General features: G+C 71.7%; 15 protein-coding genes. 5 read left to right on the top strand and 10 right to left on the bottom strand.

Annotated features, from left to right (window positions below; all coding sequences use genetic code 11):
* Positions 1-77: 77 nt before the first annotated feature.
* Positions 78-1,316: an HNH endonuclease signature motif containing protein gene (locus tag ETU37_RS10355; RefSeq protein WP_165372481.1), complete on the top strand. Its 1,239-nt coding sequence runs from the start codon at positions 78-80 to the stop codon at positions 1,314-1,316.
* A 232-nt stretch (positions 1,317-1,548) separates the two neighbouring features.
* Here ETU37_RS10355 and ETU37_RS10350 read toward each other — a convergent pair whose 3' ends face one another.
* Genes ETU37_RS10350 through ETU37_RS10340 form a run of 3 tightly spaced genes read right to left on the bottom strand, consistent with a single transcriptional unit; the run spans position 1,549 to position 3,483 of the window.
* A complete protein-coding gene (locus tag ETU37_RS10350; RefSeq protein WP_240755661.1) occupies positions 1,549-2,394 on the bottom strand; it encodes a GNAT family N-acetyltransferase in 846 nt (281 codons plus the stop codon).
* 10 nt (positions 2,395-2,404) lie between these two features.
* Complete coding sequence (locus ETU37_RS10345) at positions 2,405-2,929, bottom strand: hypothetical protein (protein WP_129987226.1); 525 nt, start codon at positions 2,927-2,929, stop codon at positions 2,405-2,407.
* Positions 2,926-3,483, bottom strand: coding sequence for a hypothetical protein (locus ETU37_RS10340; RefSeq protein ID WP_129987224.1), 558 nt, complete (start codon positions 3,481-3,483; stop codon positions 2,926-2,928). The genes ETU37_RS10345 and ETU37_RS10340 overlap by 4 nt, the downstream gene beginning before the upstream one ends.
* A gap of 142 nt (positions 3,484-3,625) precedes the next feature.
* Here ETU37_RS10340 and ETU37_RS10335 point away from each other — a divergent pair, with 142 nt between their 5' ends.
* Together ETU37_RS10335 and ETU37_RS10330 are read left to right on the top strand one after the other, a co-directional pair.
* Positions 3,626-4,186, top strand: a complete 561-nt coding sequence (locus tag ETU37_RS10335; protein WP_240755660.1) for an RNA polymerase sigma factor — start codon at positions 3,626-3,628, stop codon at positions 4,184-4,186.
* Positions 4,183-4,785, top strand: a complete 603-nt coding sequence (locus tag ETU37_RS10330) for a hypothetical protein (protein WP_129987222.1) — start codon at positions 4,183-4,185, stop codon at positions 4,783-4,785. Before ETU37_RS10335 ends, ETU37_RS10330 begins: the two co-directional genes overlap by 4 nt.
* Here the strand turns inward: ETU37_RS10330 and ETU37_RS10325 are convergent.
* The 4 genes from ETU37_RS10325 to dxr form a co-directional block, all read right to left on the bottom strand.
* Positions 4,747-6,012 carry an MFS transporter gene (locus tag ETU37_RS10325; protein WP_165372480.1) on the bottom strand — a complete coding sequence of 422 codons (1,266 nt, stop codon included), beginning with the start codon at positions 6,010-6,012 and terminating at the stop codon, positions 4,747-4,749. The two genes, ETU37_RS10330 and ETU37_RS10325, sit on opposite strands and share 39 nt — an antisense overlap.
* Positions 5,990-7,129: a flavodoxin-dependent (E)-4-hydroxy-3-methylbut-2-enyl-diphosphate synthase gene (gene ispG / locus ETU37_RS10320; RefSeq protein WP_129987343.1), complete on the bottom strand. Its 1,140-nt coding sequence runs from the start codon at positions 7,127-7,129 to the stop codon at positions 5,990-5,992. The genes ETU37_RS10325 and ispG overlap by 23 nt, the downstream gene beginning before the upstream one ends.
* Positions 7,130-7,194: 65 nt before the next feature.
* Positions 7,195-8,517 (bottom strand): site-2 protease family protein, encoded by a 1,323-nt coding sequence (locus ETU37_RS10315; RefSeq protein ID WP_206053851.1) that lies wholly within the window; start codon positions 8,515-8,517, stop codon positions 7,195-7,197.
* Positions 8,518-8,540: 23 nt separating this feature from the next.
* Positions 8,541-9,641 carry a 1-deoxy-D-xylulose-5-phosphate reductoisomerase gene (gene dxr / locus ETU37_RS10310; protein WP_206053850.1) on the bottom strand — a complete coding sequence of 367 codons (1,101 nt, stop codon included), beginning with the start codon at positions 9,639-9,641 and terminating at the stop codon, positions 8,541-8,543.
* Positions 9,642-9,782: 141 nt separating this feature from the next.
* Here dxr and gabT point away from each other — a divergent pair, with 141 nt between their 5' ends.
* Both gabT and ETU37_RS10300 read left to right on the top strand, forming a co-directional pair.
* On the top strand, positions 9,783-11,141 hold the full coding sequence (gene gabT, locus ETU37_RS10305) for a 4-aminobutyrate--2-oxoglutarate transaminase (RefSeq protein WP_129987216.1): 1,359 nt from the start codon (positions 9,783-9,785) through the stop codon (positions 11,139-11,141).
* Positions 11,142-11,213: 72 nt separating this feature from the next.
* Positions 11,214-11,510 carry a hypothetical protein gene (locus tag ETU37_RS10300; protein WP_129987214.1) on the top strand — a complete coding sequence of 99 codons (297 nt, stop codon included), beginning with the start codon at positions 11,214-11,216 and terminating at the stop codon, positions 11,508-11,510.
* On the opposite strand, the gene ETU37_RS10295 is transcribed toward ETU37_RS10300, so the two are convergent.
* Genes ETU37_RS10295 through ETU37_RS10285 form a run of 3 tightly spaced genes read right to left on the bottom strand, consistent with a single transcriptional unit; the run spans position 11,503 to position 14,519 of the window.
* Positions 11,503-11,874 carry a bleomycin resistance protein gene (locus ETU37_RS10295; RefSeq protein WP_206053849.1) on the bottom strand — a complete coding sequence of 124 codons (372 nt, stop codon included), beginning with the start codon at positions 11,872-11,874 and terminating at the stop codon, positions 11,503-11,505. The genes ETU37_RS10300 and ETU37_RS10295 overlap by 8 nt on opposite strands.
* A complete protein-coding gene (locus ETU37_RS10290; RefSeq protein ID WP_129987212.1) occupies positions 11,871-13,082 on the bottom strand; it encodes a saccharopine dehydrogenase family protein in 1,212 nt (403 codons plus the stop codon). Before ETU37_RS10290 ends, ETU37_RS10295 begins: the two co-directional genes overlap by 4 nt.
* A 3-nt stretch (positions 13,083-13,085) precedes the next feature.
* Positions 13,086-14,519, bottom strand: a complete 1,434-nt coding sequence (locus tag ETU37_RS10285; protein WP_129987210.1) for a gamma-aminobutyraldehyde dehydrogenase — start codon at positions 14,517-14,519, stop codon at positions 13,086-13,088.
* Positions 14,520-14,619: the final 100 nt, after the last annotated feature.

Genomic DNA, 14,619 nt, shown 5'->3' with positions numbered 1-14,619 from the left:
ACGCATCTCGACAACCCCCTGTGGAGAAGGGATCTGGACGCGGCCGGACTGTCGGTGGTCCCTGGTCTGATGGACACATGGCAGCGACGACGGCACTCGAGCAGGCGGACTCCTCCGCCGGCATCCTGGGTGCCGTCCGCGCCTCGCGCGTGACGGCCGACCGCGAGGAGGCGCGGATCCTCGCGCTGGCCGTGGACTGGGCTGAGCTGCACCCCGACGACGAGCTCGCGGTCGCGGAGCTGGCCGCGGCGCTCCGCATCTCCACCGACGCCGGCCGGTCCCTGCTCGACGAGGCCGTCGAGCTCGCGCACCGACTGCGCCGCACCTGGGCCCGCGTGCAGGCAGGCGACCTCCCCGCCTGGCGGGCGCGCCGGGTCGCCAGGTCCACGCTGCACCTCTCGCGTGACGGTGCGGTCTACGTCGACCGGCACGTCGCCCCGTTCGCGCACCGCATCGGCCCCGCCCAGCTCGACCGGCTCATCGAGGAAGCACTCGTCAGGTTCGAGCCCGACGTCGCAGACCAGCGACGGCTCGCCGCAGCGGACGCGCGGCACGTCGCCATCCACACCGAGCAGGTCGGCTACGACGGCACCGTCCACGTCCAGGGCGACCTCGACCTGGCCGACGCGCTCGACCTCGACGCAGCGCTGAGCGCGGGCGCGGCGCGGCTGGCCGATCTCGGCTGCACCGACTCGCTGGACGTGCGGCGTGCCCACGCACTCGGCGAGCTGGCCCGCGGCACCGACCCCTCGTTGGACCTTCCCGGGTCAGGCCGGAACGTGGTGCTCCACGTGCATGTCACGCCCGACGCAATCACCGACCAGCCCGGGACCCACCTGGCGCGGGTGGACAACACCCGGTCGTTCGTCGACGCCGACCAGGTCCGCACCTGGTGCGGCACACCCGGCACCACCATCACCGTCCGGCCGGTGCTCGACCTCGCCGAGCACCTGTCCTCCTCCGCGTACGAGACGCCGGACCGGCTGGCCGAGCAGGCCACCCACCTCGACGGCACGTGCGTCTTCCCCTGGTGCACCCGGTCCGCCCGTCGGGCGGACTGCGACCACGTCCGGCCTCATGCCGAGGGTGGAAGCACCTGCTCGTGCAACATCGCCCGGCTCTGCCGACGCCACCACCGGCTCAAGACCCACACGGGCTGGACCTACACCGTCCTCGAGCTCGGCTCCTACCTGTGGACCAGCCCGCACGGGCTTCAGCTCCTGCGTGATCGCGAGGGCACTCTCGACGTCACCCCGTCGTCGGGTGCTCGAACGGCAGAGCCCGGCCGGCACCTGCTCCTCGTCCCCGAGACCTGACCACCCCGCTCCACACCCCGCCACCCAGCGGGGCTCGTGGCATGCCCGCCGCCGTCAGGGTGCGTCGAACCAGACCAATGTCATCTCCACGTCAGGGTGGCTGTGCGCGCGACGCACCTCGCGCACGTCCGGCCACCCCCAGGCACGCAGGTCCTCGGCGATGCCGGGCACGCCCCGGTCCTCGTTGGTCTTGCCGACGACGAGCCGCCCGCCGGGGCCACGAGGTGGTCCCTCAGAACATCACGGTCGTGAACTCGGCGGTCTGCGTGAAGCCGACCCGCTCGTAGACCCGCCGCGCGGGCGTGTTGTGCTCGTTGACGTAGAGCGACACGACCGGCGCGACGTCGGCGAGCGCGAGGTCGACGACGGCGGCCATGCCGGCGGTCGCGAGACCCTCCCCCCGGCGCTCGGGCGCGACCCAGACGCCCTGCACCTGGCAGGCGTACGGCGACGCGGCGGCGACCTCGGCCTTGAACACGACCCGCCCGTCCTCGATGCGGGCGTACGACCAGCCCTTGGCGATCAGCTGGGCGATCCGCGCGCGGTAGAGCGTCGCTCCCCCGCCGGCCTCGGGCGAGACGCCGACCTCCTCGGTGTACATCGCGACGCAGGCCGGGTAGAGCGCCTCCAGGTCCTCCGCCGTCGTACGGCGGACGAGCGGGTCGGCCGCGACCGCGGAGCGCGTGCGCATCTCGAGGTGCGGCTGGTGGCGCCGGACCTCCCGGCCGGGCCCCCACGACTGGCTGAGCAGGTCCCACATCGGGTCCACCTGGTCCGCCGGACCGACGAGGGTGGCGCACCGGCGCGGCGCCGACGCGGCGCGCTCCGCGAAGGCGCGCACCGCGTCGAGGTCGGCGTTGACCGGGACGAGGTTGGCCGCGGCGTGGCACGCCGCGACCAGCTGCCCGTCCACGCGGTAGCCCCACACCTCACCGCCGAGCCACCGCGGGTCGAGCCGGGTCAGCCGCGCACGGTAGTCCGCGAACACGTTGACGACGGGGTCGCGCGCCGTGAGCTCCTCCATGTCGGGGAGGTCGGCGGGCCCCAGCAGGTGGAGGCCGTGGTGCGTGCGGAGCACGCCACGGAGCCTAGGCCATGGCGGGCCTCACCCGTGAGGGCGCACGGACCCGGTCTGGCCAGCGTCGCCAGACGAGCGAGGCACCGAGCGCGAGCAGTGCGCCGAGGAACCAGAAGCCGCCCAGCGCGACGACCAGCGAGATGTCCGGACCGATCTCGGATCCGGTCGCCAGCAGCAACGCGACGGGTGCCCCCGCAGCCACGACGCCGGCCAGCACGCGCAGGACGACCGGCCCCCGATCCGAGGCGGCGAACCCGCCCAGGACGACGAGCGGCAGGAACAGCATCCCCGGCCCGGCGAACAGCAGCAGCGTCGGCAGGACGGCGAGGCGCCACCAGCCGCTGCCGTGTCTCTGCCGTGCCGCCGCCACCACCCCGAGGCCGACGCCGAACCAGCCCGCGAGGCCGAGGATGAACAATGTCCCCTCCCACGAGAACGACGGGTCCTCGGACACCAGCCGCATCCACCCGCGCGCCAGCACACCCCAGCCGACGCCGAGCAGCAGCCCGGTGCCGATCGTGCGCGCGGCCCTCATCGGACGACCACCGGCAGGCAGGCGAGCCGGTCGCCGGCGGTCCCGTTGGGCGCCGTCGGCAGAGCGTGCACGACGACGGACCGCTGGCCGGGCTGGATCTCGAAGGGGACGGTCGCGAACGCGTGCCCCGACCCGCCGGCGTTGACCTGGAAGTCGAGCCAGACCTCGGTGTCCCGGCTGATCTCCGGCGTGGTGTCACCGGCCAGGGAGTCGGTGTTGTAGTGCGCCTTCGCCGCACCGCCGTCGCCGGCGACGCAAGGTCCGACGTGCAGGTGCGCGCCGAAGACGCGCTCGCTCGCGGTCTTCTGCACGTGCTGCAGCCGGAACGTGAAGCTCGTCGAGCCGTCGTGCCGGACCACGGTCAGGCCCGCAGTCGCCCCGTCCAGCGGGTCGACCCGCCCCGGCTGCAGGTCGCGCAGGTCGTCGACCGCGACCACCGCTCCCCCGCCGTCCCCGTTACCGGCCTGCGCCGGCTGCAGCGCGAGCGCCACGGCCGGCACCGCCACGCCGAGCGCCACCGCCCCCCGCAGCACGGTCCTCCCCTGTCGTCCCATGTCCCCTCCTGTGTGCGTTCAGCTTTCGTTGCGATCACCGGGACAGACGGCCGTGCCGGCCCGCCGGGTGACAGTCGGAAAAAGAAAAGAAATCTCGCCACGCCTGTCACCCGCTGGCGGATCTCGGCCGTCAGGCTCTTTGATGACCACCATGGAGGGGGCGGAGACGCGGATGGCCGGGGGGACCGTCGAGGCCGCGACGCGACCGGTCGACAACGTCGACGCGCTGGTCGTGCTCCTGTACCAGTCCGAGGCCCCGCGCCTGGTGCAGATGGCCCGGTGGTTCGTCGACGACACCACCGCCGCCGAGGACCTGGTCCAGGAGGCGTTCATCCGGCTGACCCGGCACGGCCACCGGATCCGCGACGAGGACCGGGCGGCGGCGTACCTGCGCTCGATCGTGATCAACCTGGCCCGCGACCACAACCGGCGCGGCCTGGTGTCCCTCCGGCACCGCCCGCCCGCGGAGATCGACCCCCACTCCGTCGAGGACCACGTGACCCGCAACGAGGACGTCTCCGAGGTGGTCGTCGCGCTGCGCGCGCTGCCGAGGCGGCAACGCGACTGCGTGGTGCTGCGCTACTACCTGGACCTGTCGGTCGACGAGATCGCCGAGACGCTGGGCGTCTCGCGCAACTCCGTCAAGACCCACCTGACCCGGGGGCTGAAGAACCTGTCCGACGACCTGGGAGGACTCCGATGAGCCAGCTCGAGGACCGGCTGCGCGAGACCCTGACGAGCGACACGAGCGGCGCCCCGTCGCCGGACCTGTTCGCCCGGGTGCGCGACAGCATCGACGGCGACCGGGTACGGCGGCGTACCCGCAACCGTGCCCTGGCGCTCGGCGCCGCGGTGGTGGCCGCCCTGGCCGCCGCCGTCCTGATCCTGACCCCCTACGAGAACGGACGGCCTGCCATGCCCTGGTGGTTCCTGGAGCTCTTCACGACCGGTGTGCTGGTCGCCATGGCGCTGTGGCTCGGCCCCTTCATCAAGCGGTTCGGCCGGGCGTACGCCGCCGACGTCTTCCACGACAACCCGCTGACCGGCAAGAGCTACATCGTGCTGACCGACATCGTGTACTACCTGATCTTCGCGGCATACATCCTGTTCACGGTCAACTTCGAGCGCGCGATCGACTGGAACCCGACCGTCGACGCCGACCAGCTCAAGGTCGAGACGGCACGCATCGCCGGCATCCTGCTGATCATCGGCGTGCTGCACGGCGTGAACATCGTGCTGATGCCGGTGCTCGGCCGGCTGTTCTCACTCAACCGCCAGCTGTCGGGCACGCGCGAGCGGTGAGGTCCAGGCGACGAGCACCCCGACGAACGACGCGGCGGTGCAGGCGAACATCGTGGCCTGCACCCCGAGCGTGCTCGCCAGCGCACCCGCGAGGAACGCCCCACCGGTCCACCCGACGCCCCACGACAGCATCCGGCCCGCGGTGTTGACCCGGCCGAGCAGGTGCTCGGGCGTGACCTCCTGGCGGTAGGAGATCGAGTTGATGACGACGGTCGTGTAGAAGACGCTCCACACCAGCAGGGAGAGCGCGCCGAGCCGCCAGTCCGTCCAGATCGGGGTGAGCACGCCGAGCGCCGCCGAGAACGGCAGCGCGACGAGCGTGACCCGGGCGGGCGTCGTACCCCGCAGGAGGCGCGGCAGCGACAGCGAGGCGACGATGCTGCCGATCGCCCACGACCCGTAGACGATGCCGAAGCGCAGCCCCTCGGTGCCGATGTCGAGCTGCCGGTCGGACCAAACGACCATCAGCGACACGAAGCCGCCCCCGGCCACGCACTGGGTGAACCCGACGATCGTCATCGTGCGGATGCCGGGGTGCCGCCAGAGGTAGCCGAGGCCCTCGCCGATGTCCTCGCCGATCCCGCGCAGCGACAGCGGCTTGCGCACCCGGGTGTCGTCCTGGAGCGGCCGGGCGATGCCGGCGAGCAGCAGCGCCGACGCCGCGAAGCTGAGCGCGTCCAGGGTGAGCAGCGTCGCCGGGTGCGCGAACGCCAGCGCGAGGCCCACGAGGGAGGGCACCACGATCTCGGCGAGGTTCTGCACCGTCCACACGTAGGAGTTCGCCTGCGCGACGCGGCCGCGCCCGACCAGCGTCGGCAGCGCCCCGAAGGCGGCGCCGTCGAAGAACACGGCGAGGGTCGGGCCGAGGAACGCGACGGCGAGGATGTGCGGCACGGTGAGCACGTCGAGCCAGTGCGCGACGGGCACGCTGGCGAGCAGCGCCGCGCCGAGCAGGTCCGCGCGCACCATCGTGACGCGGCGGTTCCAGCGGTCGCCGAAGGCGCCCGCGAGCAGACCGAACAGCAGGTACGGCGCCGCCTCCAGCGCGGTGACGAGCGCGGTGAGCGACGCCGAGCCGCTGAGCCGGTAGACCAGCACCGGCAGCGCGATCAGGGTCGTGATGGTGCCGACGAGCGAGAGCCCGCGTGCGGCGACGTACCTGAGGAAGTCGTGGTCCCGCAGCAGCGGCAGCGGGACCGCGGCGTCAGCCGACGGAGACGGTGGCACCGCCACCCTCGCCGTCGACAGGCTCGCCCATCTCCTCGGCGATCCGCATGGCCTCCTCGATCAGGGTCTCCACGATCTTCGACTCGGGAACGGTCTTGATGACCTCGCCCTTGACGAAGATCTGGCCCTTGCCGTTGCCGGACGCCACGCCGAGGTCGGCCTCGCGGGCCTCGCCCGGCCCGTTGACGACGCAGCCCATGACGGCGACGCGCAGCGGCACCTCGAGCCCCTCGAGACCGGCGGTCACCTCGTCGGCGAGCTTGTAGACGTCGACCTGGGCGCGGCCGCACGACGGGCAGGAGACGATCTCGAGCCGGCGCGGGCGGAGGTTCAGCGACTCCAGGATCTGCAGGCCGACCTTGACCTCCTCGACCGGCGGCGCGGACAGCGACACCCGGATCGTGTCTCCGATGCCCTTGGCCAACAGCGCGCCGAAGGCGACGGACGACTTGATCGTGCCCTGGAACGCCGGCCCGGCCTCGGTGACGCCGAGGTGCAGCGGCCAGTCGCCGCGCTCGGCGAGCATCTCGTAGGCCTGCACCATCACGACCGGGTCGTTGTGCTTGACCGAGATCTTGAAGTCGTGGAAGCCGTGCTCCTCGAACAGCGACGCCTCCCAGACGGCCGACTCGACGAGGGCCTCGGGGGTCGCCTTGCCGTACTTCTCCAGCAGCCGCTTGTCGAGCGAGCCGGCGTTGACGCCGATCCGGATCGAGGTGCCGCGGTCCTTCGCGGCGGCCGCGATCTCCTTGACCTGGTCGTCGAACTTGCGGATGTTGCCGGGGTTCACGCGGACGGCGGCGCAGCCGGCGTCGATCGCGGCGAAGACGTACTTCGGCTGGAAGTGGATGTCGGCGATGACCGGGATCTGCGAGTGCTGCGCGATCTGCGGCAGCGCGTCGGCGTCGTCCTGCGAGGGGCAGGCCACGCGCACGATGTCGCAGCCGGACGCGGTGAGCTCGGCGATCTGCTGCAGCGTGGTGTTGACGTCGGCGGTGAGCGTCGTGGTCATCGACTGCACCGACACGGGCGCGTCGCCCCCGACGAGGACCTTGCCCACCTTGATCTGGCGAGACTTCCGGCGCGGCGCGAGCACCGGCGGCGGCGCGGCGGGCATGCCCAGGTCGATCGAGGTCACGGGGTTCCTTTCGAAAGGTCGGTCGGGACGGTCGAGGTACGGGGTCAGCCGACCTGCACGGGGACGACGATGTCTGCGTAGATGAGCACCACGCTCATCACCGCGATGGCGCCGGCCATGACGTAGGCGACCGGCAGCAGCTTGGCGGTGTCGAAGTAGCCGGGGTCGGGCCGGCGGAAGACCCGCGCCACGCCGCGGCGCGCGGCTTCGTAGAGCGCGCCGGCGATGTGCCCGCCGTCGAGCGGGAGCAGCGGCACGAAGTTGAACATGCCGAGGAACAGGTTGAGCGCGCCCAGCATCCCGACGATCCAGAACAGCCGGTCGACCAGCGGGACCTGGTGGGCGGAGGTGACCTGGCCGGCCGCCCGGCTCGCGCCGACCACGCTCATCGGGCTGTCGTCGGCGCGCTCCTCGAGGCCGACCGCGGCACGGCCGACGTGGTAGAGCTTCACCGGGAGCGAGCCGATCGCCTGGATGGTGTCCCGGGTGTTCGCGGCCATCGTGGTGACGACGTACCCGGGGCCCTGGCGGACCAGGTTGCTGGTCGGGACGACGCCGAGGAACCCGACCTTCTCCACCTCGTCGCGGTCGGTGAGCGAGGGCCGGTCGGACACGCGGGTGTTGGTCACCGCCGTCATCGGCTCGCCGTCGCGCACGAACGAGATCTCCATGCGGCCGCCGGCGTTGGCGCGGATCAGCGTGGTGACCTGGTCCCAGGCGGTGACCTCCTCGCCGTTCAGCGCGGTGATCCTGTCGCCCGGCTGCAGCCCGGCCTCCTTGGCCGGTGCGACCGGGTCGGTGTCCCTGCAGGCCCGGACCTTGGTCACGCCGGGCTTGGCGGCGACGACACAGTCGGACACCTCGTCGACGGTCGTGCCGAGGGTGCCGTGGCCCATGAACAGGATGCTGAAGCAGATGAAGGCGAGGACGAGGTTCACCGTCGGCCCGCCGGCCATGACGATGACCTTCTTCCACCACGGCAGCTTGTAGAAGAGGCGGTCCTCGTCGCCCGGCTCGACCAGCTCGTACTCCGCCGCGCGGGCGTCGCTGATCACCTGGGTGAACATGCCGGTGTTGGACTTGCGGACCTTGAGACGTCCCTCGGCGTCGACCTTGTCCTCGCGCCCGGGCGGGAGCATGCCGACGAGCTTGACGTAGCCGCCGAGCGGGACCGCCTTGACGCCGTACTCCGTCTCGCCGCGGCGGGTCGACCACAGCGTGCGGCCGAAGCCGACGAAGTACTGGGTGACCTTCACGCCGAACTTCTTGGCGGGGTACAGGTGGCCGACCTCGTGCAGCCCGATGGACACGGCGATGCCGACCACGAACAGCAGCACGCCCAGCGTGTACATGAGCACGGTCAGCATCGGGACAGGTCCTTCTCGGGCGGTCAGGCAGCGGCGGCGCGGTCGCGCGCCCAGGCGTCCGCGGCGAGTACGTCGTCGACGGTCAGGTCCGTCATGTTCGAGGGTACGTCGTGGGCGGCGAGCACGCGCTCGATGGTGGGGACGATGTCGGTGAACCTGATCTCACCGTCGAGGAACGCCTGGACGCACACCTCGTTGGCGGCGTTGTAGACGGCCGGGGCGGTGCCGCCCAGGCTGCCCGCGCGGCGCGCCAGCGCCACGGCCGGGAAGGCCTCGTCGTCGAGCGGGAAGAACTGCCAGGTCTCCGGCCGGGTCCAGTCCATGCCGGGCGCGGCGTGCGGCACGCGGTCGGGCCAGGCCAGCCCGAGCGCGATCGGGATCAGCATCGACGGCGGGCTGGCCTGGGCCAGCGTCGAGCCGTCGTCGAACTCGACCATCGAGTGCACGACCGACGTCGGGTGCACGACCACGTCGATCCGCTCGAAGGGCAGGTTGAACAGCAGGTGCGCCTCGATCACCTCGAGACCCTTGTTGACCAGCGTCGCCGAGTTGATCGTGACCAGCGGGCCCATCGACCAGGTCGGGTGCGCCAGTGCCTGCGCCGGCGTCACGTCGTGCAGCTCGTCGCGGCTCCGCCCGCGGAACGGCCCACCGCTGGCGGTGAGGACGAGCCGTCGTACCTCGTCGAAGCGGCCGCCGCGCAGGCACTGGGCCAGCGCGCTGTGCTCGCTGTCGACGGGCACGATCTGGTCGGGCTTGGCGAGCGTGGTGACCACGGGACCGCCGATGATCAGCGACTCCTTGTTGGCCAGGGCGAGCGTGTTGCCGGCCTCGAGCGCCGCGACCGTCGGGCGCAGGCCGACCGCGCCGGAGATCCCGTTGAGCACGACGTCGCACTCCATCGCGGCCGCCGCGATAGACGCCTCCTCCCCGAGGTCGGCGAACGCCGGGGAGAGCTCGCGGACCTGCTCCGCGAACAGGTCCTTGTTGCCGCCGCCGGCGGTCAGGCCGACGACCCGGAACCGGTCGGGGTGGCGGCGCACCAGCTCCAGCGCCTGGGTGCCCACGGACCCGGTGGAGCCCAGGATCACGACGTCACGGGGGCGAGCGGCTGCGGAAGTCACCGCACCATCCTGCCCGAGTCGTGGCAACCGACACGGATTCGCTCGCCGACGGTGGTCTACACCGCGGTTTTCGTCCGAGGCCGGCAGAAATCCGTCCGGGATCCGTAGCGGCTCGCCGCGGCCCTGGCCTACGCTGCCCCCATGACCGACGCCGCAGACCACGCCGCCGGAGGGCCCGGGCTCCCGCAGGAGCGGCGGCTCGTCACCGAGATCCCCGGTCCCGTGTCGCGGGCCAAGTTCGCCCGCCGTCAGGAGCACGTCGCCGCGGGGGTCGGCACCACGCTGCCGGTGTTCGTCGAGGCCGCCGGGGGCGGCGTCCTGGTCGACGCCGACGGCAACTCGCTGATCGACCTCGCCTCCGGCATCGCCGTGACCAGCGTCGGCAACAGCGCCCCGGCCGTCGTCGAGCGGGTCAGCGAGCAGGTCGCGGCGTTCACGCACACCTGCTTCATGGTCACGCCGTACGACGGCTACGTCGACGTCGCGGAGAAGCTCGGCGAGCTGACGCCGGGCACGCACGCGAAGAAGTCCGCGCTGCTCAACTCCGGCGCCGAGGCCGTCGAGAACGCCGTCAAGATCGCCCGTGCCTTCACCGGCCGGCAGGCGGTCGCGGTGGTCGACCACGCCTACCACGGGCGCACCAACCTGACGATGGCGATGACCGCGAAGAACATGCCCTACAAGCACTCGTTCGGCCCGTTCGCCGGTGAGGTCTACCGCGCGCCGATGTCCTACCCGTTCCGCGAGCCGGCGCCGATCACCGGCGAGCAGGCCGCGGAGCGCACGATCGACGTGCTGGAGAAGCAGGTCGGCGCCGCGAACCTCTCCTGCCTGGTGATCGAGCCGATCCTCGGCGAGGGTGGCTTCGTCGTACCCGCCGACGGGTTCCTGCCGCGGCTGCGGGAGTGGACCGAGCAGTCGGGGATCGTCCTGGTCGCCGACGAGATCCAGACCGGCTTCTGCCGCACCGGCGACTGGTTCGCCTGCGACCACGAGGGCGTCGTGCCCGACCTGGTGACCACCGCCAAGGGCATCGCCGGCGGCTTCCCGCTGGCCGCCGTGACCGGCCGCGCCGAGATCATGGACGCCGTGCACGTCGGTGGCCTGGGCGGCACCTACGGCGGCAACCCGGTCGCGTGCGCGGCGGCGCTCGGTGCCATCGAGACGATGCAGAAGAACGACCTCGCCGCGGCCGCACGCCGGCTCGGCGAGGTGATGACGCGCAGGCTGGGCGAGATCCGCGAGGAGCACGCCTGCGTCGGAGACGTCCGCGGCCGGGGGGCCATGGTCGCGGTCGAGATCGTCGGCACGGACGGGCACTCCCCCGAGCCCGTCCGTGCCGGCCGGATCTCCGCGCACTGCCACCAGCAGGGTGTCGTGACACTCACCTGCGGCACCTACGGCAACGTGCTGCGGTTCCTGCCGCCGCTGGTGATGCCCGAGCCGCTGCTCGAGGAGGCGTTCGACGTGGTCGCGGAGGCGTTCGCCGCCACCGCCTGACCTGCCGACCGATTGCGCGTTTCCCGGCGAATCGGGCGTGCAGTCCCTACCCTTCTGCCAGGAGGTAGGAGCGTGGGCGTTTCCGCTGTGGGTCAGTCCGGCCTGTCGACCCGGTCCGTCCGGTCGATGCTGGTCGTGATCTTCGTGCTGCTCGCGGCGGCCATCTACTTCTACGGCCCGATGGTGGCGCCGGGCATGGAGCGGGCCGCGGCTGACGAGTGCAACGAGTACGCCGGGGGCAACTTCCGGTCCTACCGCCTCGACTGGGTCAGCTGGCCCGACGCCGACCCGCACTGGAGCTGCTGGGACGCGCGCAACCCCGAGGTGAGGGCCGTCGACCTCGGCTGGTGGACCAACCCGTTCAGCTGACGAACGACCCGACGCGCAGCAGGTTGCCGCTGCGGTCGACGACCGCGAACTCCCGGATGCCGTAGTCGGTGTCCACCGGCGGCATGATCCGGCTGCCCGTCGGCGGGTCGGGGTCGACCAGCCGCGCCCACTCGTCGTGCAGCGCCTGGGCGTCGTCGACGTACGCGTAGCAGCTGAACGCCGTGGTCAGGGGGTCCACGCCCGGGTCGGCGTAGAAGTGCAGGTGCAGGTCGCCGCGGCGCAGGATGCAGTAGCCGTAGGTCTCCGGCGGCTCCCCGACGCTCTCGAACCCGAGCCGCCCCCAGAACTCCAGCGTCTCCGCGAGGTCGCGGCTCGGCAGGATCGGGACGGTCCGCTCGGTCACGCGAGCTCCTTGATCCCCCAGGGCGACCCGTAGGCCGTGAGCAGGTCGAGGAACGGTTGCGCGTCGAACGCCTCCGGCCCGAGGACTCCGGCGCCGGACCAGGTGCCGTTGGCCAGCAGCTCGAGCGCGACCACGGGGTTGACCGCGGTCTGCCAGACCACGCACTGGTGGCCGTACTCGCGCATCGACCACTCGTTGTCGACCACGTGGTACAGGTACGTCGAGCGCGGGGCGCCGTCCTTGCCCGTGCCGGTGACCCAGAGGCCGGCGCAGGTCTTGCCCTTCATCCGCGGACCGACGGTCGCCGGGTCGGGCAGCACGGCCGCCACGACGTCGCGCGGGCTGACCTCGACGCCCTTGACGCGCACCTTGTCGGTGCGGTCGAGGCCCAGCGTGTGCAGCACCTTGAGGATGTTGATGAACTCGTCGCCGAGGCCGTACTTGAACGTCGCCCTCCGGCAGTCCACCCAGCGCGGCATGAGGAGCACCTCCTCGTGCTCCACGTTGACGCACTCGACCGGCCCGATCCCCTCGGGGAAGTCGAAGACCTCCGGCTCGCTGAACGGCGGGGTCGTGTGCCACTCGCCCTTCTCCCACACCACCGGCGGGTTGAGGCACTCCTCGATCGTGGTCCACATCGAGAACGACGGCGCGAAGATCTCGTTGCCGTCGTCGTCGGTGACGACGAGGTTGGCGCCGTCGCGGGTGCCGAGCTCGTCGATGTCGCTGAACAGGTGGTCTGCGGCGTACCGCGCGAAGACGTCGGACAGCCCGGGCTCGACGCCGATGCCGACGAGGGCCAGGCGGCCGGCGGCCTCCCACTCCCCCGCCTTGGCGAACTGCTCGTCGCCGAGCTTCACCCCCGGCGTCTCGTACGGCGTCTCGGGGTGCGGCTTGCTCAGCGACATCGCCATGTCGAGGTAGTCGGCCCCGGCGGCGAAGGCGCCGTCGAAGATCGGCATGTCGAAGACCGGGTCGACGGCGTTCATCACGTGCGTGACGCCGTGCTTCCGCACGAGCCGCTCGACCGACTCTGCCGACGAGGCGTCGACCTGGGCGGCCACGAACCGGGGGTCGGCCTCGGCGGCACGCTCGGCACGGCCCTGGTCGTAGTCGGCGACGACGATCTGCTCGAAGAAGTCACGCCTGGACGCGATGGCGGCGAAGGCCGAGCCGACGCCGCCGGCGCCGACGAGGAGGATGCGCACCTCTCACTCCCCGACGTAGTGCATGACGTGCTTGATGCGGGTGTAGTCCTCCAGCCCGTACATCGACAGGTCCTTGCCGTACCCGCTGTGCTTGAACCCTCCGTGCGGCATCTCGGAGATGAACGGGATGTGGGTGTTGACCCAGACGCAGCCGAAGTCGAGCTTGTTGGACATCCGCATCGCGCGCCCGTGGTCCTTGGTCCACACGCTGGAGGCGAGGCCGTACTGCACGCCGTTGGCCCAGGCCAGCGCCTCGGCCTCGTCGGAGAACTTCTGCACGGTGATGACCGGGCCGAAGATCTCGGTCTGGATCTGCTCGTCGTCCTGCTTGAGGCCGGACAGCACGGTCGGCTCGTAGAAGTAGCCCTTGTCGCCCTGCCGCGCGCCGCCGGTCTCGAGGCTCGCGTGGTCGGGCAGCCGGTCGACCATCCCGGCGACCCGCTCGAGCTGGTTGGTGTTGTTGAGCGGGCCGTAGAGCACGTCCTCGTCGTCGGGCATGCCGGTGCGGATGCCCTTGGCCGCCTCGGTGAGCGCGGCCACGAAGTCGGCGTGGGCACCGGGGCCGGCGAGCACGCGCGTCGCGGCGGTGCAGTCCTGGCCGGCGTTGAAGTAGCCGGCCTCGGCGATCGACTGCGCGGCCGAGGCGATGTCGGCGTCGTCGAACACGATCACCGGCGCCTTGCCGCCGAGCTCGAGGTGCACCTTCTTGAGGTCGGTGGCCGCGGACTTCGCGACCTCCATGCCGGCGCGCACAGAGCCGGTGATGGCGACCATCTGCGGCGTCGGGTGCTCGACCAGCGCGCGGCCGGTGTCGCGGTCGCCGCACACGACGTTGAGGACACCCGGCGGCAGGAACTCCGCGGCGATCTCGGCGAGCAGCGTCGAGGAGGCCGGGGTGGTGTCGGACGGCTTCAGCACGACGGTGTTGCCGGCGGCGAGGGCCGGCGCGACCTTCCAGATCATCATCAGCAGCGGGTAGTTCCACGGCGTCACCTGGCCGACGACGCCGATCGGCTCGCGTCGTACGTACGACGTGTGGTCGGCCATGTACTCGCCGGCCGACCGGCCCTCGAGCACGCGCGCCGCGCCGGCGAAGAAGCGGAAGTGGTCGGAGGCGTAGGGCATCTCCTCCGACATCGTCAGGCCGAGCGGCTTGCCGGTGTCCTTGCACTCGACGGCGTTGATCTCCTCGACGCGGGACTCGATGGCGTCGGCCAGCTTGAGCAGCGCGTTGGAGCGGTCCTGCGGGGTGCTGCCGCCCCAGCCCGGGAACGCCTTGTCGGCGGCGGCGTAGGCGCGGTCGAGGTCCTCCTTGCCGGACATCGGGGCGGTCGCGTAGACCTCGCCGGTGGTCGGGTCGAGGACGTCGTAGGTCTCGCCGGAGGCGGCGTCGACCAGCTCGCCGTTGATCACGTTGCGGAACGCCTTGTCAGCCATGCCCATCCCATCTCGTGCCGTGTCGGTCTTGGTCGAAACCCTAACGAGGCGACAACGGAATCGGTAGGGCTGACCCGGGCAGGCAACGAAATCTTCATGA

The sequence above is a fragment of the Nocardioides iriomotensis genome, from assembly GCF_004168035.1.
Taxonomy (GTDB): domain Bacteria; phylum Actinomycetota; class Actinomycetes; order Propionibacteriales; family Nocardioidaceae; genus Nocardioides_B; species Nocardioides_B iriomotensis.
The sequence above is the reverse complement of the archived record's forward strand: the minus strand, read 5'-3'. Positions and strand labels throughout refer to the sequence as shown.